Raw genomic sequence first — 20,996 nt, forward strand, 5'->3', positions numbered from 1 at the left:
CCCTACGCCCCGGCCCCGTCCCGGCACCCGGAACCCCATGGCAACGGCTCGACCCCGCGTGATGGGATCGGGCCATGATCGATCTGCAGATACGTGCCGCCACCGCCGACGAGGCCGAGGCCGTGCTGGCCTTCTGGAAGGAGTCCGCCCATGGGACATCCGTCTCGGACGATGTGCACGGAGTGTCCCGGCTCATCGAGCGCGACCCCGAGGCGCTCGTCCTGGCGCTGGCCGACGGCCTGATCGTGGGGTCGGTGATCGCGGGGTGGGACGGCTGGCGCGCTTCCCTCTACCGGCTCGCCGTGCTTCCGTCGTACCGTCGACGTGGCATTTCCACCGCGCTGCTGCGGGCCGCCGAGGAGCGGTTCACCGCGCTCGGCGGACGGCGTGCGGACGCGATGGTCCTGGAGGGGAACGAGACCGGGCAGCACCTCTGGGCGGCCGCCGGGTACGCGCGCGAGGAGCGCTGGCGCCGTTGGGTGAAGCCGCTCACGGACTGAACCGTCCGGGCCGGAGCCCAGGGTGGTGCGTGGTGATCACCCCGGACCTCGGGGTGGGTGCCACTCGGACGTCAGGGGTGATCACCACCCTGTTTTGCCGATCCTTTACCATGGTGTCTCATTCAAACGACCCGACGACCGAAAGGTGTGAGCGTCCGCCCATGGGCGAGCCTCCCAGTAGTACTGGTTCCTACAGCACCGGCTTCGACGATCGACATCGAGCGATCCCTTCCTCCCTGACTGATCATGGGACGGAGGTGAACCGATGACCGAAGTGCTTCTGCTCCTCCTGGCGCTCCTCCTCTCCCTCGCGTGCGGCGCGTTCGTCGCGGCCGAGTTCTCGCTGACCACGGTCGAGCGCGGCGAGCTCGAAGACGCCGCGGAGCGCGGCGAGCGCGGTGCGGCGGGAGCCCTCAAGGCCGTCAGGTCACTGACGTTCCAGCTCTCCGGCGCACAGCTGGGCATCACCGTCACCAACCTGGTGGTCGGCATGCTCGCGGAGCCGTCGATCTCCAAGCTGATCCGGGGCCCGCTCGAGGACCTCGGCCTCTCCCCCTCGGTCGCCTCCTCGGTGGCGCTGGTCCTGGGCACCGCCCTGTCGACCGTCGTCCTGATGGTGGTCGGCGAGCTGGTCCCCAAGAACTGGGCGATCTCCTCGCCCCTCGCGGTCGCCAAGGTCGTCGCCACCCCGCAGCGGGTGTTCACCGCCGCCTTCAAGCCGCTGATCAGCCACCTCAACAACACCGCGAACCGGATCCTGCGCCGCCTCGGCATGGAACCGACCGAGGAACTCGCCTCCGCGCGCTCCCCGCAGGAGCTGGTGGCGCTCGCCCGCCACTCCGCCAAGGAGGGCTCCCTGGAGGCGGACACGGCCGAGCTGTTCGTCCGCACCCTCAACCTGGCGGAACTGACCGCGGAGAACGTGATGACGCCCCGCGTGCAGGTCACCGCCCTCGAGGTGCAGGCCACCGCCGAGGACGTCGCCAACGCGACCCGGGCGACCGGCCTCTCCCGCTTCCCCGTCCACCGGGGCAACCTCGACTCGGTCGTCGGCATCGCGCACATCAAGGACGTCCTGGCCATACCGGCCGAGGAACGGCCCCACCGCCGGATCGGCGAGCTGCTGCGCGAGCCGCTGCTCGTCCCCGAGACGCTGACCGTGGACCGGCTCCTGGACCGGCTGTCCGGGAAGCAGACGATGGCCGTCGTCATCGACGAGTACGGCGGTACGGCCGGGGTCGCCACCCTGGAGGACATCGTCGAGGAGGTCGTCGGCGAGGTGCGCGACGAGCACGACCCGCACGAGACGCCGGACCTGGCGCGGGCGGGCGAGGACACGGACGGGCGTGAGCTCTGGTCCGCCGACGGCGCCGCCCGTACCGACCAGGTGGAGGCGATCGGCCTCCGGGTGCCGGACGGGCCGTACGAGACGCTCGCGGGCGTCGTCGCCCACGAGCTGGGCCGTATCCCGGCCGCCGGCGACAGCGTGGAGCTGGCCGGCTGGCGGCTCGACGTCGTGGACGCCTCGGGCCGGCGCGCCGCGCGCGTGCTGATGCACGCGCCCGACGGGCAGGACGCCGAGGACAAGACCGGGGAGGCCGGCCGATGATCGTCATCCAACTGTTGATCGGCTTCCTCACCCTGGTCGTCAACGCCTTCTTCGTCGGCGCCGAGTTCGCCCTGATCTCGGTCCGCCGCAGCCAGATCGAGCCGCTGGCCGAGTCCGGGGACCGGCGGGCACGCAGCGTCATCTGGGGCCTGGAGCACGTCTCCGCGCTCCTCGCCGCCGCGCAGCTCGGCATCACGCTCTGCACCCTGGTGCTCGGCATCGTCGCCGAGCCGGCCATCGCGCACCTGCTGGAGCCCGTCTTCGACGCGCTCGGCGTGCCGCACGGTCTGGTCCACCCGATCTCGTTCGTGATCGCGCTGTCGGTGGCCACGTATCTGCACATGCTGCTCGGCGAGATGGTGCCGAAGAACATCGCGCTCGCCGAGCCGACGCGGACCGCGCTGCTGCTCGGCCCGCCGCTGGTGACCTTCGCGCGGGCCCTGCGGCCGGTGATCTTCACGATCAACGCCTTCGCCAACACCCTGCTCAGGCTGTTGCGGGTGGAGGTCAAGGACGAGGTCGCCGCGACGTTCTCGGACGACGAGCTGGCCCGGATGGTCACCGACGCGGGCGACGCCGGACTCCTGGACGACCGGGCCGCCGAGCGGCTGCACGACGCCCTGGAGCTGGGCCGCCGTCCCGTACGGGATGTCGTCATGCCGGCGGAGAAGGTCGTGTACGCGCAGGTCGGCACCACTCCGGAGCAACTGGAGGCGCTGGCGGCCCGGACGGGCTACTCGCGATTCCCCATGGTCGACGAGGAGCGCCGGATCCTGGGCTATCTGCACGTCAAGGACGCCCTGGACATCTCCCCGCGCGATCTGCCGTTCCCGGTGTCCGCACTGCGGCCGATCGCCCGGGTCCGGGCGGCCACGCCGATGGACGACGTCCTGACCGCGATGCGCCGCAGCCGGACGCACCTGGCGGCGGTTCTCGATGAGGACGACAAGCCGGCCGGGCTCGTGACGATGGAGGACGTCCTGCGCGAACTGGTGGGCCGCCCGGCGGCGCCGTAGTCGCGCGGGTGAGGTCGCGAAGGGAGGGCCCCGGGATTTTCCCGGGGCCCTCCCGTGCCGTAGAGGCATCCGGCCACGGCCCGTCAGCGGCCCCCGCGGGCGTTGAGCCGGGCGGCCTGGCGCGTCAGGTGGTCGCGCTCGGCGAGGTTGGAGGCCTTGTGGGCCGCCTCCGCGTACAGCCGCGCCGCCGTCGCCGGGTCGCCGTCGCGCTCGTGGAGGTACGCCGCCACCGCGGTGTGACGGGGCAGTGCGGCGTCCAGCGCCGCGAGCGCCGCCAGGCCGGCGCGCGGTCCGTCGGCCTCCCCGACGGCGACCGCGCGGTTGAGCCGCACGACCGGGCTGTCGGTGAGGCCCGCGAGCTCGTCGTACCACTCGACGATCTGCACCCAGTCGGTCTCCTCGGCGGTGGGCGCGTCGGCGTGGAGTGCCGCGATGGCGGCCTGGGCCTGGAACTCGCCCAGTCCGTCGCGGGCGAGGGCCGCCTGGAGGATCCCCACGCCCTCGGCGATCGCCGTGGTGTCCCATCGGCCGCGGTCCTGCTCGGCGAGCGGCACCAGGCTGCCGTCGGACGCGGTCCGGGCAGCACGCCGGGCGTGGTGGAGCAGCATGAGGGCGAGCAGCCCCGACGCCTCGGGGTGGTCGACGGCGGCCGCGAGCCGCCGGGTGAGCCGGATGGCCTCGGCCGCGAGGTCGACGGCGCCGGAGTAGCCCTCGTTGAAGACCAGGTAGAGCACGCGGAGCACGGTGGCGACATCGCCGGGCCGGTCGAAGCGCACGTCGGAGACGGTGCGCTTGGCCCGGCTGATGCGCTGCGCCATGGTCGCCTCGGGCACCAGGTAGGCCTCGGCGATCTGGCGTGTGGTGAGCCCGCCGACGGCGCGCAGGGTGAGCGCGACCGCGGACGCCGGGGTCAGCGACGGGTGGGCGCACAGGAAGTAGAGCTGGAGGGTGTCGTCCACGGCGGGCGCGGGCCCCGGTGCCGGTTCCTCGTCGACGAGGGCCTCGCGGCGGCGGCGGGCGGTGTCCGCCCGGGTCGCGTCGAGGAACCGGTGCCAGGCCACGGTGACCAGCCAGCCCTTCGCGTCGCGCGGAGGGTCGGCCGGCCAGACGCGGACCGCCTGGACGAGTGCGTCCTGCACCGCGTCCTCGGCCGCCGCGAAGTCGGCTCCGCGGCGGACGAGGATCGCGAGCACACCGGGGGTGAGGCTGCGCAGCAGTGCCTCGTCCATGGGTGGGTTCACTCCGTGACGGTGGGCGGCTCGGTGAGGAACGGGCGCAGCTCCAGCCACTCGTGGATCGGTTCCCCGCCCGCCCCCGGGGCGGCCGACAGCTCTCCGGCCAGTTCGACGGCCCGCTCGTAGCTGTCGACGTCGATCACCATCCACCCGGCGATGAGGTCCTTGGTCTCGGCGAACGGGCCGTCGGTGACGGGCGGGCGGCCCTCGCCGTCGTACCGGACGAAGGTGCCGCCGGGGGCGAGCGCCTGGCCGTCGACGAACTCGCCGGTCCCTTCGAGCCGGGTGGCGAAGTCGCGCATGTACCGCACGTGGTCCGAGATCTCCTCCGGCGTCCACTTCTCCATCGGCACGTCGTTGACCGCCGCCGGCGCGCCGCGGTAGTGCTTGAGCAACAGGTACTTGGCCATGGTGTCTCTCCTCGCTGATGCGAACCCTTGTGGTCGCGTTCGATGCGGGGACGGAGCCGGTCTTCGGTTCTCGACATCGCCGTCCGACTTTTCTCCGGGCTCTTGTGACCGGGCCCGGGCGAGCCGATTCCCAGCCTCGTCCGCGGATCTTCCCGTGTCCAACGAACGTCGAGGAGGGCGGGGACGGAACATCGCGCATACCGCACGGTATGATCGCTCCGCCATGGAGATCAATGCCACATACAACAGTTTCGTCGCCCTCGGCGACAGCTTCACCGAGGGCATGTCGGACCTGAAGCCCGACGGTTCCTACCGGGGCTGGGCCGACGTCCTCGCGGGGCGCCTCGCCGCCCGTACCCCCGACTTCCGGTACGCCAACCTGGCCGTACGCGGCAAGCTCATCGGCCAGATCGTCGAGGAGCAGGTCGAGACCGCCGCCGCGATGAAGGCGGACGTCGTGACCCTCGTGGGCGGGCTCAACGACACCCTGCGGCCCAAGGTCGACATGGGGCGGGTCCGGGGCCTGCTCACCGAGGCCGTCGAGAAGCTCGCACCCTCCTGCGGGCAGCTGGTCCTGATGCGCAGCCCCGGCCGGAGCGGGCCGGTCCTGCAGCGCTTCCGCCCCCGGATGGAGGAGCTGTTCGCGCACGTCGACGAGCTCGCCGCCCGGCACGGGGCCCTGGTCGTCGACCTGTACAGCGCCCCCTCGCTCGGCGACCCCCGGCTGTGGGACGTGGACCGGCTCCATCTGACCGCCGACGGGCACCGGCGGGTCGCCGAGGCCGTCTGGCAGACGCTCGGCCTGGCCCCCGAGGAGGACTGGCGGACGCCGCTCCCCCCGGCCGCGCCGCCGGGCTGGGCGAACCGGCGCCTGGCCGACGCCCGCTTCGCCAGGGAGCACCTCGGCCCGTGGATCGGCCGGCGCCTCACGGGCCGCTCGTCGGGCGACGGCCGCGCGCCCAAGCGCCCCGACCTGCTGCCGTACGAGCCGTCGACAGGGCCGTGACCGGGGCCGCCCGGGGACCGCGGCCGGGCTCGCACCGGGACCGCGGCCGGGGCGCCTACCGGGGCCGTCGGCGAATCCGCAGCGGATTCGCCGGATTCGCCTGCGGTACGAGCCGGCCGCTCCCCGTCGCGTGAGCTGCGTCTCGTAGCAAGCTCCACATGAGAGCGTGGCGCTGGCCTGCAGAAACCGCCAGGTAAACTCTGTCCACGTGACTGCTGTGACTGCGAAGCCCCGTATCCCCAACGTCCTGGCCGGCCGCTACGCCTCCGCGGAGCTCGCCGTCCTCTGGTCCCCCGAGCAGAAGGTCAAGCTGGAGCGTCAGCTCTGGCTCGCCGTGCTGCGTGCGCAGAAGGACCTCGGGATCGAGGTTCCGGACGCGGCCCTCGCCGACTACGAGCGCGTGCTCGACCAGGTCGACCTCGGCTCCATCGCCGAGCGCGAGAAGGTCACCCGGCACGACGTGAAGGCCCGCATCGAGGAGTTCAACGCCCTCGCCGGCCACGAGCACGTCCACAAGGGCATGACCTCGCGCGACCTCACCGAGAACGTCGAGCAGCTGCAGATCCGGCTCTCCCTGGAGCTGATGCGGGACCGTACGGTCGCCGTCCTCGGCCGCCTCGGCAAGCTCTCCGCCGAGTACGCGGAGCTGGTCATGGCGGGCCGCTCGCACAACGTCGCCGCCCAGGCGACCACCCTCGGCAAGCGTTTCGCGACCGCCGCGGACGAGCTGCTGGTGGCGTACGCGCGCCTGGAGGAGCTGCTCGGCCGCTACCCGCTGCGCGGCATCAAGGGCCCGGTGGGCACCGCCCAGGACATGCTCGACCTGCTCGGCGGCGACGCCGGCAAGCTGGCGGACCTGGAGCAGCGGATCGCCGGTCACCTCGGCTTCGCCCACGCCTTCACCTCCGTCGGCCAGGTCTACCCGCGCTCGCTCGACTACGACGTGGTCACCTCGCTCGTGCAGCTGGCCGCCGCCCCGTCGTCGATCGCCAAGACGATCCGTCTGATGGCCGGCCACGAGCTGGTCACCGAGGGCTTCAAGCCCGGCCAGGTCGGCTCCTCCGCGATGCCGCACAAGATGAACACCCGCTCCTGCGAGCGCGTCAACGGCCTGATGGTCATCCTGCGCGGCTACGCCTCGATGACCGGCGAGCTGGCCGGCGACCAGTGGAACGAGGGCGACGTCTCCTGCTCCGTGGTCCGCCGGGTCGCGCTGCCGGACGCCTTCTTCGCCCTCGACGGTCTCCTGGAGACCTTCCTGACCGTGCTCGACGAGTTCGGCGCCTTCCCGGCCGTCGTCGCCCGTGAGCTCGACCGCTACCTTCCCTTCCTGGCGACCACCAAGGTCCTCATGGGCGCCGTCCGCGCCGGGGTCGGCCGCGAGGTCGCCCACGAGGCGATCAAGGAGAACGCCGTCGCCTCCGCCCTCGCCATGCGCGAGCAGGGCACCGTGCGGAACGAGCTGCTGGACAAGCTGGCCGCCGACGCGCGCATCCCGCTGGACCGGGCGCAGCTCGACGAGCTGATGGCGGACAAGCTGTCCTTCACCGGCGCCGCCGCCGACCAGGTCGCGTCCGTGGTCTCCCGTATCGAGGAGATCCTCAAGCAGCACCCCGAGGCCGCCGCCTACGCCCCCGGCGCGATCCTCTGACCGGGACTCCCCGGTTCACCAAGGAGCAGCTGGAGGCCGCCCGCGACCGCGTCGTTCCCGACGTGGCCGCGGGCGGCCTTTCCGTACTGTTCTGCGGGATCAACCCGGGTCTCATGACGGCGGCGACGGGCCACCACTTCACCCGCCCCGGCAACCGCTTCTGGCCGGTGCTCCATCTGTCCGGGTTCACCCCGAGGCAGCTGCGGCCGGACGAGCAGGACGAGCTCCTGTCGTACGGGCTCGGGATCACCAACGTGGTGGCGCGGGCGACCGCGCGGGCCGACGAGCTGACCGCCGAGGAGTACCGGGAGGGCGGGCGGATCCTGGTCGGGAAGGTGGAGCGGCTGGCGCCGCGCTGGCTCGCGGTCGTCGGAGTCACCGCGTACCGCACGGCCTTCGGAGAGCCGAAGGCCGCCATCGGGCCGCAGCAGCGGACGATCGGATCCACCAGGGTCTGGGCGCTGCCCAACCCGAGCGGCCTCAACGCGCACTGGACGGCGGCGACGATGGCCGAGGAGTACGCCCGGCTGCGCGAGGCCGCCGGGGCGCCCGGCGCCTGAGGCCCGCCGTCACCGCGGCGGGTCGACCGTGGTCGCCAGGGCCAGGAGCTGGAACGGCAGCTCGGCGTCCCACTGCGAGACGCCGAGCCCGATCCAGCACTCCTCGGCCCGCCACAGCCACAGCTCCGGGGTGTGGCCGCAGAGCGACGACCAGGGCTCGGGTATGGACTCCCCCTCCATGCTCCGCTCCAGGACGGGCCCGAGGTCGATCCTCCCGGGCGGGCCCCAACGCGCCGTGAGCAGGACGGCGATCCCGTCCCGTTCCGCTTCGTACTGCTCCTCGACGAGCTCCCGGCGCGTGCCGTCGTCCTCCCAGAACTCCTCGCTCGTCGCGAGTTCCGCCAAGTGGAAGCGGACATCGCTGTCGAATCCGCGGGTGCGGAGCGAGTCGATCGCCGCCAGACGGCGTGCCGTGGTCATGAACCCAGTAAAGCCTCCCCCACTGACAGTTGGCGGTGCGTCAGGGACGGCGGAGGCGCCCGGCCGGGCGCGCGGGCGGTACGGAGGGGGTGCGGAGGCGACGCGGGGCGAGGGTCACGCGGGGGCGGATCCGCTGCGTTCCGGGGGCGGCACTCGCCGCGACCGGGCCCATTGAGTACCATCCGCCGAAGAGGTGCACGAGCTGGGAGGACACACTGTGGGGCGGCTGACCGGCGGGGATCCGTCTCTGCTGCGGCGGATCAACTCCGCGGTGGTACTCCATGCGCTGCGCGGGGCCGACGCGCCCACGCTCACCGACCTGACCCGGATCACGGGTCTGTCGCGGCCCACGGTCGAAGGGGTCGTCGAGGGGCTCATGGAGGGCGGTCTCGTCGTCGAGGCGGCGCCCGAGGAGGGCGAGGCCCGACGCCAGGGGCGCCCGGCGCGGAGGTTCCGCTTCCGCGCGGAGGCCGGCCATCTGCTGGGCATCGAGATCGGCCCGCACCGCGTGGCCGCGCTGCTCTCCGGTCTGGACGGGCGGATCATCGGCGCCGGATCGCGCGAGGTGTCGGAGACGGCCCCCGAGGACGAGCGCCTCGACCGGGTCCGTACGGTCGTCGCCGACGTGCTGCGCCGGGCCGGTGTCGCCCGCTCCAATCTGCGGGCCGTCGGCGTCGGCACCCCCGGCATCGTGGAGGCCGACGGAACCGTCCGCCTCGGTACGGCCCTGCCGGGCTGGACGGGTCTCGCGCTCGGCGAGCGGCTGCGGCGCTCCTTCAAGTGCCCCGTGATCGTGGAGAACGACGCCAACGCGGCGGCCGTCGCCGAGCACTGGAAGGGTGCCGCGACCGACTCCGACGACATCGTCTTCGTCCTGGCCGGGCTGAGCCCGGGGGCCGGTTCGCTGATCGGCGGCCGGCTGCACCGCGGCTTCGGCGGCGCGGCCGGGGAGATCGGCGCCCTGCACCTGCTGGGCCGGGGCGTCACGCCCGAACATCTGCTCTCGACCACGGACGAGCCGCTGCACCCGCTGGACGAGCAGGCGGTCGCCGAGGTCTTCGCGCTGGCCCGGAAGGGCGACGCGCGCGCGGAGGCGGCGGTGGAGCGGTTCATCCAGCGGCTCGTGCACGACGTGGCGGCGCTGGTCCTCGCGATCGACCCCGAGCTGGTGGTCGTCGGCGGCTGGGCGGCCGGTCTGGACGGCGTACTCCAGCCGCTCCGCGAGGAGCTGGCGCGGTTCTGCCTGCGGCCGCCGCGGGTGGTGCTGTCGCTGCTCGGCGAGGCCGCGGTGGGCACGGGTGCGCTGCGTCTCGCCCTCGACCATGTCGAGGAGCAGTTGTTCGCGGTCGACGGCACGGTGACGGCCCGCCGCTAGGCAGCCCTCGCGACGGCACGGTGACGGCCCGCCGCCGGGAACCACCTCGCGACGGCACGGAGACGGCCCGCCGCGAGAAAGTTCCTCGCGACGGGCCGTCAGCCGGTGTTCGTGGGGTGTTACGAGGCCATCACCAGGTCGACCGAGTCGCCGAAGGTGAGGCGGCAGGTGTCGGCGCGGTAGGTGGCCACGGAGACGGCGGCGGTACGCCCTCCGGAGAGGTAGCGGGTCGTCACGACCAGCACGGGTGCGCCCGGCAGCCGGTCGAGCTCCTTGGCGTCGTCGGCGCGGGCCGAACCGAGCTCCACGGAGCGGTCCTGGCCGTCCAGGGCGAGGTGCTGGAGTTCGCGCAGCACCGCGCGGGCGCGCGCCGGTCCGGCGGGCGTGTCGATGGCGCTCAGGCCCGGCACGGAGCCGGCCGGCACGTACAGCAGCTCGGCGGCGACGGGCTGGCCCTGGCTGACGCGGAGGCGGCGGACGACGTGCACCCGCTCCTCGGCGCCGCTCTCCAGGACGCGCGCGACGGCGGCCGGGGCCACGTCGGAGGCGGAGTCCAGGGACTGCCAGGCCTCGTCGCCGACACCCGGCCAGGAGTGCTGGGCGGTGGAGACGTCGACGCCGACGCGCGGCGGGGCGACCGTGGTGCCGACGCCGCGACGGCGCTGCAGTCGGCCTTCCAGCTCCAGCTGCTCCAGGGCCTGGCGGAGCGTGGCACGGGCGACGCCGAAGCGTGCCGCGAGCTCGCGCTCGTTGGGGAGGATCTCCCCGACCGCGAAGTCCGAGTCGAGCGCTTCGCCGATCACTGTCTTGAGGTGCTGGTACTTCGGCTCCGGTACCGATGCCAGCTGCGTGGTCCCCACCCTGATCCTCCGCAATTCGCCGTGTCCCGCGGCGTTTTTCCGCGCCCTTGTTTATTAAAGGTTCCTGCACTAACACTGCGACCATAAGGCGAGCCAATCCCTTGGTCAAGACCAATCCTCCGTCGAACGCCCCCGAATGTGACCCTCTGACCTAGATCGTTCACAGGACGTTCGCGCCCCCGTGAGCCCCGCGCAGCAAAAAGCCCCGCCTCCCGGGGTGGGAGGCGGGGTCTTTCCGGCCGATCGGCGTGATCATGACGGTCGGGGCGCGCGGTGGGCCCTCAGAGCGCGGCGGCGTCCGCGAGGCCGTGGAGCTTGTCGGGGTTGCGGATGATGTAGACGCACTGGACGCGCCCGTCGCGCACCTCGATCTGGAAGACGGAGTCCGGCCTTCCGTCGAGGAGGGCGAGGAGGGCGGGGCCGCCGTTGAGCTCGACGAGGCGGAACTCGAAGCGGTCGTCCGCCCCCTGCGCGGTGGCGGCGATGAAGCGGCCGACCTTGTCGGCGCTCTCGATGATCCGCAGCGGCGCCTTGGACTTGCCGCCGCTGTCGCCGACGAGACGCACGTCCGGGGCGAGCAGGGCGAGAAGTCCGCCGAGGTCGCCGCCCGCCGCGGCGGAGAGGAAGCGTTCCGTCAGGTCGCGACGCTCGACCGGGTCGACGTCGTAGCGCGGCTTGCCCTCGTCGACGTGGCGCCGGGCGCGCCCGGCGAGCTGGCGCACGGCCGCCTCGGAGCGGTCGAGGGTGGTCGCGATCTCCGCGAACGGGAAGCCGAAGGCCTCGCGCAGCACGAAGACGGCCCGCTCCAGCGGAGAGAGGGATTCGAGGACGACGAGGACGGCCAGCGAGACGGAGTCGGCGAGCAGGGCGCGCTCGGCCGTGTCCGGCACGGACGGGCCGAAGTCGGTGACGACGGGCTCGGGCAGCCACGGGCCGACATAGGACTCGCGGCGCGTCTGCGCCTGCCGCAGCCGGTCGATGGCGAGCCGGGTCGTGATCCGCACGAGGAAGGCGCGGGGCTCGCGGACCTCGGCCCGGTCCTCCGCGGTCCAGCGCAGCCACGCCTCCTGGACGATGTCCTCGGCGTCGGCCGCGCGGCCGAGCATCCGGTAGGCGACGCCGAGGAGCATCGGGCGGTGCTCCTCGAAGAGTTCGGTCAGGGTGTCGGTCGGAGTATGGGTGGGCACGTGCCCATCCCAGCCCACCTTCGTCGCGCTGTCCAGTTTCGGACAGGGTCTTGAACTCCAGGCTACTGATCGGTAATTGTCACTGACAGGACGTCCAACAAGCTTCAGGAGAGGGAGTCCGTATGCCAGAACGGACCGCGTTCACGATCGAGACCCCGGCGGGTCCCCGCACGGCGTCCCTCACGTACGAACGCCGGGGCGCGGGCGAACCGCTGCTGCTCCTGCACGGGATCGGTCACCACTGGCAGGCCTGGGAGCCCGTCCTCGACATCCTGGCCGCCGAGCGCGACGTCATCGCCGTCGACCTGCCCGGCTTCGGCGCCTCCGACGGGCTGCCCGACGGCTGCCCCTACGACCTCTCCGGTGTCGGGCGGGTGCTCGGCGCCTTCTGCGCGGCCGTCGGCGTCGAGCGCCCGCACGTGGCGGGGAACTCGCTCGGCGGGCTGCTCGCGCTGGAACTCGGCCGGGAGAAGCTGGTGCGCTCGGTCACCGCCCTCTCCCCCGCCGGCTTCTGGTCCGAGGGCGAACGGCGGTACGCCTTCACGACGCTGCGGGCGATGCGGGGCGCGGCCCGGTCGATGCCCGTGCCGCTCATCGAGCGGCTGTCCCGTACGTCCGCCGGGCGCGCCACCCTCACCGGCAGCATCTACGCCCGCCCCGGACGCCGCTCACCCGAGGCGGTCCGCGCCGAGACGCTCGCGCTGCGCGGGGCCACCGGCTTCCGGCAGACCCTGGCCGCCGGCGGCGGCGTGCGCTTCCGCGACGACGTCCCCGCGGTGCCCGTCACGGTGGCCTGGGGCACCCGCGACCGGCTGCTCCTTCCCCGCCAGGGCGTGCGCGCCAAGCAGACCATCCCCGGCGCGCGGCTCGTCCGGCTGCCCGGCTGCGGGCACGTGCCCATGAGCGACGACCCGGCTCTCGTCGCGCGCGTCATCCTGGACGGCAGCAGCTGACGCTCCCCGGGGCCGGCGCGTGAACAGGCCGGTGCCCACGGCGGCACCGGCCCCCACGAGCAGACTGCCGACCGCCTGCGGAAGGCCGAACGCGGCTCCCGCGACGAGGGCGGCACTCAGCGCGGCGGCGACCGGGATCGCGCCGGTGAAGAGGGTGGCCCGCTCCATGCCCACCCGCTGGACACCCATGTAGAAGAGGACGAATCCGACCACGGTGGCCAGGGCCGCCTGCCAGACCAGGGCGCCGGCCTCCACCCCGGTCGGCATCCGGACGAGGCCGGCGCCGTCCACCACCAGGCCCACCAGCGCCGCCTCGACCGCACCGACCCCGCAGACGGCGGCCGTGAGGAGCTTCGGCCCGAGCAGCCGCAGGACCGGGACGGCCAGCACGGTGAACCCGACCTCGCCGGCGAGCGCCGCCGCCGACCAGCCGATCCCGGCCAGGTCCGTCCGCCCCCAGCCCTGCACGGTGAAGGCACCGGCGGCGACGAGCAGCGCCCCGTACAGCACGACGGGCGCGGGCCTGCGGCCCTCGGTCAGCGGGACCAGGACGGCGACGACGACCGGGGCGCATCCGACCAGGACCCCGGGAACGGCGGGCTCGGCGGTCCGCTCGGCGGCCAGGACCGCCAGGTTGAAACCGACCATGCCGACCCCCGCGAGGGCGGCGAGCCGCAGCCAGTGACGGGCGGTCAGGGTCCACAGCGGGGCGAGCCCGCCCCGGCCGAGCAACGGGAGAAGGAGCAGACAGGCGGCTCCGTAGCGCAGCGCCTGGCCGCCGGCGTACGGGTAGTCGCCGAGCAGGCTGTTCGCGGTGAAGGAGGCGCCGACGAGGGCGTAGGCGAGGGTCACGAGGAGGACCCCGCGCAGGGCGTTCGCGTTCATGGTTCCGACGCTAGAATGCCGGGCGGCCCCCGTTAAGGTCCACTTCCGTCACGCCATCGGGGACCACTTCGGAGAGGTCGGGCCCGGGCCGCCGGGGTCCGGGCCGGGGCGGGTCCGGGCGCGGAACGTGCGGCGGTAGGCGTCCGGAGGGACGCCGACGGTGCGGTTGAAGTGCCGGCGCAGGGTCGTGGCCGTGCCCATGCCGGTGGCCGCCGCGACGGCCTCGACACTGTCGTCGGTGGCCTCCAGCAACTCCTGCGCGTGACGGATCCGTTGGGTCAGCAGCCACTGCAGCGGAGTCGTACCGGTCACCGACCTGAAGTGGCGGCCCAGATGGCGCGAGCTCATCCGCGCCCGGCGCGCCAGGTCCTCCACGGTCAGCGGCTGGTCGAGGCGTTCCATCACCCAGGGGAGCAGATCGCCGAGCGGATGGTCGTCCTGGGCGGGCACCGGGGTGGTGACGAACTGGGCCTGGCCGCCCGCGCGGTGCGGGGGCACGACCAGACTGCGGGCGATCGTGTTGGCGACCGCCGAGCCGTGGTCGATACGGACCAGATGCAGGCACAGGTCCATCGCGGCGGCCTTGCCTGCGGAGGTCAGGACCCTGCCGTCGTCCACGTAGAGGACGTCCGGGTCGACCTCCACCCGGGGGTGCCGGGCGGCCAGTGCCTCGGTGTGGGCCCAGTGCGTGGTCGCGCGCCTGCCGTCGAGCAGGCCGGCGGCGGCCAGCACGAACGCGCCGGTGCAGAGGGAGGCCACGCGCGCGCCCGCCTCGTGCGCCGCGCGCACCGCGTCCACCAGGTCGGCGGGCGGGTCCCCGTCGGCGTCGGCGAGCGCCGGAACGATCACCGTGTCGGCGCGTGCCAACCGGTCGAACCCGCAGTCGGGCTCCAGCAGGAACCGGCCCATCCGCACGGCGTCGGGTCCGCAGAGGGCGACGTCGTACCAGGGCCCGGTCACACCGGCCGGGGCCGGGCCGAACACCTCGTACGCCACGGACAGCTCGAAGTGCCGCATTCCCTCGGTGACAGCCAGCGCGACAGAGTTCACGTCCGTAATTGTACGCATGATGTCGTTCCGGACACTCGTGCCGGACGACCGGTGACGCCAGGATGGGGACATCGGAGCAGCCGGGTGCCACGGAGCAGCCGGAACGGACGGCACGGGCCGGGCACGCGGCTGCGCCGATCACACGAGAACGTCGGGAACGGGAACAGGGAGAAGTCATGGAAACGGGGCTCACGGTGGCGGTGTTCGGCGCCTACGGACACACCGGGCGGTTCGTGGTGGCGGAGTTGCTCGACCGAGGGTTCGTCCCGGTGCTCTCCGGCCGCGACGAGGACAGGCTCCGGACCCTCGCGGCGGCCCACCGGGGGCTCGACGTACGGCCCGCGTCGGTCGACGACCCGGACGCGCTCGACCGCGCGCTGGCCGGCACCGCGGCGGTCGTCAACTGCGCCGGACCCTTCGCCGTGACCGCCGCGCCGGTGATCGAGGCGGCACTGCGCGCCGGAATCCCGTACGTGGACGTCGCGGCCGAGATCGAGGCCAACGTCGACACCTTCGCCCACTTCGCGGACCGGGCCCGCGCCGCGGGAACGGTGATCGTCCCCGCGATGGCCTTCTACGGAGGCCTCGGCGACCTGCTGGCCACCACGGCGATGGGCGACTGGACGACCGCCGACGAGGCGCATGTCGCGTACGGACTGAGCAGTTGGCACCCCACGGCCGGAACCCTCGCCGCGGGCAAGGTCTCCCGGGAACGCCGGAACGGCCGGCACGTCCGCTACACGAAGGGGCGCCTGGAGTACCACGACGACGCGTTCTCGGTCCTGGAGTGGCCCTTCCCCGCCCCGATGGGCACCCGCCCCGTCATCGGCGAGTTCACGATGGCCGACGTCGTCACCATCCCCAGCCACCTGGCGGTGCCCGAGGTACGCACCTACATGGCGGTCGACGCCGCCCAGGACCTGTCGGCGCCGGACGCGACGGCACCCACCGCGGTCGACGAGCGCGGCCGGTCCGCCCAGACCTTCCTCGTCGACGTCGTCGTACGCTCCGGCGACGCGGAACGACGGGCCGTCGCCGTCGGACAGGACATCTACGCCGTCACCGCTCCGCTCGCCGTCGAGGCCGTGCACCGGATCCTCACCGGCCGCACGCGGACGACGGGCGTCGCCTCGGCCGGCGAGCTCTTCGACGCGCCCGACTTCCTGCGCGCGCTGTCCGCGCACCTGTCGCTGGAAGTACAGCTGTAACGGAGGAGCATGATGGTCCCGACCGGACAGGTCGCGGAACCGGACGCACCGCAGGAAGGGCCACACCGCATGGGGAGCCACGGGCAGGCCGCCTGGGAGTTGCTTCTGCCCGCGGCCGGGGCCCCGGCCCGGGGACGTGGCCGGGCGCTCCAGGAGGCCCTTCGCGAGGCGGTGCGCTCGGGGCGGCTCGCCGCCGGGACCCGGCTGCCGTCGACCCGCGCGCTCGCGGCCGACCTCGGTGTCTCCCGGGGCCTCGTCACCGAGGCGTACGAACAGCTCACCGCCGAGGGGTATCTGCGCAGCGACCGGGGTTCGGGCACATGGGTGGGCGACGCGGCGAGGGGGACGCACGCGCGGGGGGACGCCCGCGGTGGGGTCACGGGGGCGCACGCGCTAGGGAACGCCCCCGGCGGAGACACGGCGGTACGCGCGCGCGGGGACGCCCGAGGTGGAGACACGGCGGTACACGCGCGTGGAGACGCCCGAGACCCGGCTGCGGCGGCGCACGCGCGGGCCGGTCACGGGCCGGGAACGGGCGGGCGCGGCGTCATCCACGTGGACTTCCGCCCCGGGACCCCCGATCTGTCGCTCTTCCCCAGGGCCGCCTGGTCCGCGGCGCAACGCGCCGTCCTGGCACGGCTGACCCACCCTGAGCTCGGGTACCCGGATCCGCGGGGGCTGCCCGAACTGAGGGAGGCCCTCGCGGGGATGCTGACCAGACGTCGGGGTGTGGTGGCCGACCCGGAGCGGCTCGTGGTCTGTTCGGGAGTGGCGCAGGCGTCGACGCTGCTCGGCTTCGTCCTGCGGGCGCGGGGACTCGACTCGGTCGGCATCGAGGACCCCGGCAGCCCGGAGCACGGGCGGCTGTTCGCCTCGACGGGTCTGGACACGGTGTGGCTGCCGCTCGACGAGGCGGGGCTGCGGCCGGAGCCGCTGGCCGCCTCCGGGGTCCGGGCCGTGGTCGTGACGCCCTCGCACCAGTTCCCGTCCGGGATCAGCTGGTCGGCGGAGCGCCGTGCCGCGCTCCTCGACTGGGCGCGGTCGGTGGACGGATACGTCCTGGAGGACGACTACGACGGCGACTTCCGTTACGACCGGGCGCCCGTGGGCGCGCTCCAGGGTCTCGATCCGGAGCGGGTCGTCTACGCGGGCTCGGTCAGCAAGTCGCTGGCACCCGGTCTGCGGCTCGGCTGGATGCTCGTCCCCGAGGCGCTGCTCGGCGAGGTCGTCGAGCGGAAGCGCACGATGGACCTCGGCAATCCCGTACTCGACCAGGCCGTACTCGCGGAGTTCGTGACGCGGGGCGGGTACGACCGGCAGCTGCGCCGCTGCCAACGGGCCTACCGGGAAAGGCGGGACGTGCTGCTCGCCGCCCTCGCGGAACATCTGCCGGGGACCCGGGTGAGCGGTATCGCGGCCGGACTGCACGTCATCGCGCGCGTACCGGGGCGTTACGGGCCGCCGGAGCGGTTCCTCGCGCGGGCGGCGGAGGCCGGGGTGGCGCTGCGGCCGCTGGAGGAGTACGGCACGGCGCGCCCCGCGGACGGGGACGTACGGCTGGTCATCGGGTACGCGCATCTGGCGCCGTCGGCCGTGGCGGCCGGGATCAGGCTGGTGGCGGAGGCGTTCGGCAGCGAGTGATCGGTTCACACGCCGGTCGGGACGGCCGGGGGTGATCCGTTCACACACGGGGTTCGGGACAGCCGGAAGCGACCTGTTCACACGGGGGCAGGGGCGGCCGGGGGGATCCGTTCACACGGGATCCGGGGTGGCGGCAGTGGTGTCCGCGGCCCGTCGCGGACGATCTGTTCACGCGGGGTTCGTGTGGGCGCCGTCCCCGGCCGTTAGGCATGGGCGACGCACCGCCCCCGCCCGGACAACGCCTCGGAGGCCCTTCCATGTCCCAGTCCGTACCCGGCAGTTCCCCTTCCCCCGCCCGTCGCAGCGTGCTGCGCGGCTCGCTGGCCGCCTCGGCGGCGCTGACCCTCGGCGGCACCGGTCTCGCCGCCCCGGCGTTCGCGCTGTCGGGTCGGCCCCGCGCCGCGTGGGGTGTGCAGACGGGCGACGTCACGGCGTCCTCCGGGCTGGTGTGGGTGCGCTCGGACCGGCCGGCGCGCATGGTCGTCGAGACCTCGGCGAGCGAGTCGTTCCGGCGGGTGCGCCGCCATCACGGACCGCTGATCGGCGCGGGCACGGACTTCACCGGCACCGCCTCCCTGCGCGGGCTGCCGGCCGGCGAGCAGATCCACTACCGGGTCACCCTCGCGGACCCGGACGATCCGCGCCGGACGGGCGAGCCGGTCGTCGGCACCTTCCGTACCGCCCCCGACCGGCGCCGTGACGGGGTCCGGTTCCTCTGGTCGGGGGACATCGCCGGGCAGGGCTGGGGCATCAACCCGGACATCGGCGGCTTCCGGGCGTACGAGGAGATGCGCCGACTCGACCCGGACTTCTTCCTGTGCAGTGGCGACTCGATCTACGCCGACGGGGTGATCCAGCCGAGCGTGACGCTGCCCGACGGGCGGATCTGGCGGAACGTCACGACCCCGGAGAAGTCGAAGGTCGCGGAGACGCTCGACGAGTACCGGGGCAACTTCCGCTACAACCTCCTCGACCACAACGTCCGGGCGTTCAACGCACAGGTGCCGTCGGTGGTGCAGTGGGACGACCACGAGGTGCGGAACAACTGGTACCCGGGCCAGATCCTGGACGACGCGCGCTACACGGAGAAGGACGTCGACGTCCTGGCCGCGCGTGCGCTGCGTGCCTTCGGCGAGTACACGCCGGTGTCCACCCTCCACGCGCGCGGTGGCGGTCGCGAGCGCCGGATGCACCGGGTGGTCCGGTACGGGCCGCTGCTCGACGTGTTCGTCCTCGACATGCGCTCGTACCGCAACGCCAACTCCCCCGGCCGGCAGGCCGACGACACCACCGGCATCCTCGGCGCCGAGCAGCTGGCCTGGCTCAAGCGGGAGCTGGCCGCGTCCACGGCGGTGTGGAAGGTGCTCGCGGCGGACATGCCGCTCGGCCTGGTCGTGCCGGACGGCGCGGCGAACATCGAGGCGATCGCCCAGGGCGACCCCGGCGGTCCGCTGGGCCGCGAGCTCCAGATCGCCGAGCTGCTGCGGTTCGTCAAGCACCGGCGGATCACCGGCACGCTGTGGCTGACGGCCGACGTGCACTACACCTCGGCGCAGCACTACGCGCCTGAGCGGGCGGCCTTCCAGGACTTCGCGCCCTTCTGGGAGTTCGTGTCCGGGCCGCTCGCGGCGGGCGGCTTCCCGGCGAACGCGCTCGACGCGACCTTCGGCCCGGAGCGGGTGTTCGTACGGGCGCCGGAGCGGGGGAACCTTTCTCCGATGGAGAGCCCGCAGTACTTCGGGGAGGTCGACATCGACGGCCACAGCGGGGAGCTGACCGTGCGTCTGCGGGCGGAAGGCGGGACCGTGCTGTTCAGCAAGGCGCTGAGGCCGGGGCACGTCGGGCAGTGACGCCGCTGCCCCTGGTCAGGGGCGGTGCGGGGCTGCCGCGAGCGTGACGCAGGACGGTGGCGGGGCTCGTACGGGGCCACGGCGGGGCTCGTACGGGACCGCGGCCCGGGTGATTGTCAGTGCCGGGTCCTAACGTCGTTCTCATGACGCGATCCGTACAGGCGCTCGCCTACGTCCGCCCGTCCGCGCTGGAGTCCACGGGCTCCGGCCGGCGGCTCGGGCTGGAGACGGCCGGAGGTCTCACGCCCCGGGGGGCCGAGGCCCACCCCCGCTTCTTCTCCGGCTTCCTGGCCTCGCCGCGGATCGCGGCGGGCGGGCTGCTCGCGGTCGCCGACGTGGCCGCGGCCCGCTACGACCGGCAGACGCGGCCCGGGTCGCTGGATCCGGTGGTGACGGGGAACGGGGACCGGCTGCGGTTCGAGTCCTTCTCCGGCTGCGGCGGGGTGTACGCGCGCCTGGACGTGCTGGACGAGGGACTCGGGGGTACGGAGACGGGGCACGGCACCACCAACGTCGACGTCAACGACCCGCTGCGCGAGGCACTGTCGCGGATGACCGGGGACGATCCGCTGCATCTGCGGGTGGGCCCCGAGGAGATGGCGGTGACCACGCTCGCGGGGGCGGTCGTGGAGAAGAGGGTCCCGCTGCCGGACCGCTGGCTGCGGGGCTTCGCCGAGGCGCAGGTCGCCTCGGCGAGGTTCGATCCGCGGGCCGGTCTGAGCGGGGCCGAGGCCGTCCGGTTCCTGCGGTCCCTGCCGCGCGACCGGTCCAGGGGGCGCGCTCCGCTGTGGGTCGCACAGTCCGGCCGGACCCTGCGGCCCACGACCCGGCCGGGTGCGGGTGCCGTGTGCCTGCCGGGGCCCGACCGGCTCGCCGCCCTGGAGCGGGTCCTGCGGTACGCCACGGGGCTCCGGGTGTACGGCCCCGTGCCGGACGGCACCCTGCCGACGGCGAACGCCTGGGAGGTGACCCTGCCGGGTATGCGGCTCACGCTGACGCTGTCGCCCGATCCGGCACGGGGGTTCTCCGGCGAGGGCGGGGTCTTGGAAGCCCTGGCGACGGAGGACGCGGCGGAGGACGCCGAGCTGGTCTCGGTCCTCCTGGCCTGGGAGCCGCGCGTCGATCCGGCCGATCTCGCGGCACAGGCCGGTCTCACCGTCGACCGGGTGCGGGCGGCGCTGACACGGCTCGGCACGGCGGGCCGGGTGGGATACGACGTGGCGGACGCGGCGTACTTCCATCGCGAGCTGCCTTACGACGCGGACCGTGCCGAGCGGCACAATCCGCGTCTGATGAGCGCCCGTCGGCTGGTCGCGAAAGGCGCGGTGGAGCTCGACGGTGATCTGGCGACGGTGGTCTCGGGCGATCGGCGCTACCGGGTGCGGGAATCGGACGGGGTGCTGAGCTGCACCTGCCTCTGGTGGGCGGACCACCGGGGACGGCGGGGGCCGTGCAAGCACGCCCTCGCGGTCCGGATGGTCCGCCGGGGTGCGACGGCCGCCGCCGGGGCAGCGTGACGACGGGCTCCCCGTCGACCGGGCGGGGCACGGCGAGCGGGATGGGGGACGGCGTGGAGAACG

The 20,996-nt window shown here is 73.6% G+C and carries 18 protein-coding genes and 1 pseudogene; 12 read left to right on the forward strand and 7 right to left on the reverse strand.

Annotated features, from left to right (window positions below; translation table 11 throughout):
* The first annotated feature begins 74 nt into the window (after positions 1-74).
* From ACH4MY_RS19045 to ACH4MY_RS19055, 3 genes are all read left to right on the forward strand, one after another.
* On the forward strand, positions 75-500 hold the full coding sequence (locus ACH4MY_RS19045; protein ID WP_398004424.1) for a GNAT family N-acetyltransferase: 426 nt from the start codon (positions 75-77) through the stop codon (positions 498-500).
* A gap of 265 nt (positions 501-765) precedes the next feature.
* Complete coding sequence (locus ACH4MY_RS19050; RefSeq protein ID WP_398004426.1) at positions 766-2,109, forward strand: hemolysin family protein; 1,344 nt, start codon at positions 766-768, stop codon at positions 2,107-2,109.
* Positions 2,106-3,125, forward strand: coding sequence for a hemolysin family protein (locus ACH4MY_RS19055; protein WP_398004428.1), 1,020 nt, complete (start codon positions 2,106-2,108; stop codon positions 3,123-3,125). Before ACH4MY_RS19050 ends, ACH4MY_RS19055 begins: the two co-directional genes overlap by 4 nt.
* 83 nt (positions 3,126-3,208) lie before the next feature.
* Here ACH4MY_RS19055 and ACH4MY_RS19060 read toward each other — a convergent pair whose 3' ends face one another.
* Both ACH4MY_RS19060 and ACH4MY_RS19065 read right to left on the reverse strand, forming a co-directional pair.
* Entirely contained in the window at positions 3,209-4,354 is a 1,146-nt protein-coding gene (locus ACH4MY_RS19060; protein WP_398004650.1) for an RNA polymerase sigma factor, read from the reverse strand.
* A gap of 8 nt (positions 4,355-4,362) precedes the next feature.
* The gene (locus ACH4MY_RS19065) at positions 4,363-4,770 is read right to left on the reverse strand and encodes a YciI family protein (protein WP_398004430.1); all 408 of its coding nucleotides are present in this window, start codon (positions 4,768-4,770) and stop codon (positions 4,363-4,365) included.
* A 223-nt stretch (positions 4,771-4,993) separates the two neighbouring features.
* Here ACH4MY_RS19065 and ACH4MY_RS19070 point away from each other — a divergent pair, with 223 nt between their 5' ends.
* From ACH4MY_RS19070 to mug, 3 genes are all read left to right on the forward strand, one after another.
* Positions 4,994-5,776 carry an SGNH/GDSL hydrolase family protein gene (locus ACH4MY_RS19070; RefSeq protein WP_398004432.1) on the forward strand — a complete coding sequence of 261 codons (783 nt, stop codon included), beginning with the start codon at positions 4,994-4,996 and terminating at the stop codon, positions 5,774-5,776.
* 208 nt (positions 5,777-5,984) lie between these two features.
* Positions 5,985-7,427, forward strand: a complete 1,443-nt coding sequence (gene purB, locus ACH4MY_RS19075) for an adenylosuccinate lyase (RefSeq protein ID WP_398004434.1) — start codon at positions 5,985-5,987, stop codon at positions 7,425-7,427.
* A 62-nt stretch (positions 7,428-7,489) separates the two neighbouring features.
* Positions 7,490-7,987 carry a G/U mismatch-specific DNA glycosylase gene (mug, locus tag ACH4MY_RS19080; RefSeq protein WP_398004436.1) on the forward strand — a complete coding sequence of 166 codons (498 nt, stop codon included), beginning with the start codon at positions 7,490-7,492 and terminating at the stop codon, positions 7,985-7,987.
* Between the two features lie 9 nt (positions 7,988-7,996).
* Here mug and ACH4MY_RS19085 read toward each other — a convergent pair whose 3' ends face one another.
* Complete coding sequence (locus ACH4MY_RS19085) at positions 7,997-8,407, reverse strand: hypothetical protein (protein WP_398004438.1); 411 nt, start codon at positions 8,405-8,407, stop codon at positions 7,997-7,999.
* A 217-nt stretch (positions 8,408-8,624) separates the two neighbouring features.
* Between ACH4MY_RS19085 and ACH4MY_RS19090 the strand changes: the two genes are divergently transcribed.
* Positions 8,625-9,782, forward strand: coding sequence for an ROK family transcriptional regulator (locus ACH4MY_RS19090; protein WP_266902765.1), 1,158 nt, complete (start codon positions 8,625-8,627; stop codon positions 9,780-9,782).
* A 119-nt stretch (positions 9,783-9,901) separates the two neighbouring features.
* On the opposite strand, the gene ACH4MY_RS19095 is transcribed toward ACH4MY_RS19090, so the two are convergent.
* Positions 9,902-10,642, reverse strand: a complete 741-nt coding sequence (locus tag ACH4MY_RS19095) for a GntR family transcriptional regulator (protein ID WP_398004440.1) — start codon at positions 10,640-10,642, stop codon at positions 9,902-9,904.
* Positions 10,643-10,923: 281 nt separating this feature from the next.
* The gene (locus ACH4MY_RS19100) at positions 10,924-11,829 is read right to left on the reverse strand and encodes an RNA polymerase sigma-70 factor (RefSeq protein ID WP_398004442.1); all 906 of its coding nucleotides are present in this window, start codon (positions 11,827-11,829) and stop codon (positions 10,924-10,926) included.
* A gap of 122 nt (positions 11,830-11,951) precedes the next feature.
* On the opposite strand from ACH4MY_RS19100, the gene ACH4MY_RS19105 reads away from it, so the two are divergent.
* On the forward strand, positions 11,952-12,782 hold the full coding sequence (locus tag ACH4MY_RS19105) for an alpha/beta fold hydrolase (protein ID WP_398004444.1): 831 nt from the start codon (positions 11,952-11,954) through the stop codon (positions 12,780-12,782).
* A gap of 48 nt (positions 12,783-12,830) precedes the next feature.
* Here ACH4MY_RS19105 and ACH4MY_RS19110 read toward each other — a convergent pair.
* Together ACH4MY_RS19110 and ACH4MY_RS19115 are read right to left on the reverse strand one after the other, a co-directional pair.
* Positions 12,831-13,667, reverse strand: a pseudogene (locus tag ACH4MY_RS19110) (EamA family transporter); the annotation flags it as partial.
* A gap of 48 nt (positions 13,668-13,715) precedes the next feature.
* Complete coding sequence (locus ACH4MY_RS19115) at positions 13,716-14,735, reverse strand: GlxA family transcriptional regulator (RefSeq protein ID WP_398004446.1); 1,020 nt, start codon at positions 14,733-14,735, stop codon at positions 13,716-13,718.
* A 158-nt stretch (positions 14,736-14,893) separates the two neighbouring features.
* On the opposite strand from ACH4MY_RS19115, the gene ACH4MY_RS19120 reads away from it, so the two are divergent.
* From ACH4MY_RS19120 to ACH4MY_RS19135, 4 genes are all read left to right on the forward strand, one after another.
* Positions 14,894-15,925, forward strand: a complete 1,032-nt coding sequence (locus tag ACH4MY_RS19120; protein ID WP_398004448.1) for a saccharopine dehydrogenase family protein — start codon at positions 14,894-14,896, stop codon at positions 15,923-15,925.
* 69 nt (positions 15,926-15,994) lie between these two features.
* Entirely contained in the window at positions 15,995-17,566 is a 1,572-nt protein-coding gene (locus ACH4MY_RS19125) for a PLP-dependent aminotransferase family protein (RefSeq protein ID WP_398004450.1), read from the forward strand.
* Positions 17,567-17,823: 257 nt separating this feature from the next.
* Positions 17,824-19,416, forward strand: a complete 1,593-nt coding sequence (locus ACH4MY_RS19130; protein WP_398004451.1) for an alkaline phosphatase D family protein — start codon at positions 17,824-17,826, stop codon at positions 19,414-19,416.
* A gap of 143 nt (positions 19,417-19,559) precedes the next feature.
* On the forward strand, positions 19,560-20,933 hold the full coding sequence (locus tag ACH4MY_RS19135) for an SWIM zinc finger family protein (protein WP_398004453.1): 1,374 nt from the start codon (positions 19,560-19,562) through the stop codon (positions 20,931-20,933).
* Positions 20,934-20,996 lie beyond the last annotated feature (63 nt).

This window comes from Streptomyces sp. NPDC017246, from assembly GCF_044331325.1.
Lineage (GTDB): Bacteria > Actinomycetota > Actinomycetes > Streptomycetales > Streptomycetaceae > Streptomyces.